Origin of the sequence: Moorena sp. SIO4A1 (genome assembly GCF_010672065.1) — a bacterium.
Classification (GTDB): Bacteria; Cyanobacteriota; Cyanobacteriia; order Cyanobacteriales; family Coleofasciculaceae; genus Moorena.
Genome location: NZ_JAAHHX010001047.1, coordinates 1 through 1,050 on the forward strand (window position 1 = coordinate 1; position 1,050 = coordinate 1,050).

General features: G+C 46.2%; 2 protein-coding genes. One reads left to right on the plus strand and one right to left on the minus strand.

The genetic code is table 11. From position 1 onward, the window contains the following. The coding region (locus F6K53_RS45155; RefSeq protein WP_293087688.1) for a DM13 domain-containing protein at nucleotides 1-152 on the plus strand (152 nt) is incomplete at its 5' end. A gap of 314 nt (nucleotides 153-466) precedes the next feature. Here the strand turns inward: F6K53_RS45155 and F6K53_RS45160 are convergent. Then, nucleotides 467-1,050 (minus strand): hypothetical protein (locus tag F6K53_RS45160; protein ID WP_293087685.1); only part of this gene is annotated, 584 nt, incomplete at its 5' end.

Consider the following 1,050-nt stretch of genomic DNA (forward strand, 5'->3'; position numbering starts at 1 on the left):
GGCCACAAGACTATGTAACCCTCGCCCGACTCCAGAAATTCAGTGGTGCTCAACGCTATGCTATTCCTGACGACTTGAACCTTGATGAATTTGGCTCTGTAGCAGTTTGGTGTCGTCGTTTTAACATCACCTTTGGTTACGCTTCCCTCTAAAAGGAATAGGGAGTCGGGAGTCGGGAGTCGGGAGTCGGGAGTCGGGAGTCGGGATGCAGTGCAGTCAAAAAGAGCTAGTTACTCATCGCCCCATCGCTCCATCGCCCCATCTTCCCACACTTACCACACCTGTCACGCCTCCCATCTAGCGGTTTATAGCCTAATGAGGTACACATGATTTTTTACCTGCTTCCTGCTCCCTGCTCCCTACTCCCTGCTCCCTGTTCCCTGTTCCCTGTTCCCTGTTCCCTGTTCCCTGTTCCCTAAAACCCAGGAAGTTGTACCTCACCTAATTGAAAACAGCTATAATAACATTAATTAGTAATTAACGTTTGATTAACAACACTCTGATAAATTGGCGAAATTGCCGTTTTTCGCAGTGCTTTTTTCAAGGATTTATTCGTACTATTTAAAATAGTTATCCAGGTCTGACCAGGACATTCTAATTCATCCGCAAGACGGTCAATCAGTTGTTGGTCTTTACTAGAGCTATTCGACTCCAAAAAATGACGCTGACGGCTGACACCGAGGATGTAATAGGGATTGTCTGGAAAGATTAGCACTATTTTGCGCACTAAATAAGCTTCTTTAATCTCAGGGTAACCAGCAAGTTGTTGTTGTAAGGCAGCTTCTACATCAGCTGATAGTCCGTGGGGTTGAAAGCGATCGCCGTGACTGAAACCAGAGCGCTCTTCGTGTGCCAGGGTGATTAATTCATGATGTTTGGCAGCTCTTTGACGATATCGGTCTGCTTCTGCGTCACGTCCTTGGCGTCTTAGAAACCCATAAATTGATTGAGTGCCAGTCAAAACACTATCTGGGTCTCGTGCCATCGCCTGCTCCAGATAATCGATACCAGCTTCATTATCTTGTGTGGTTAAGATTTGTCCTAGTAACT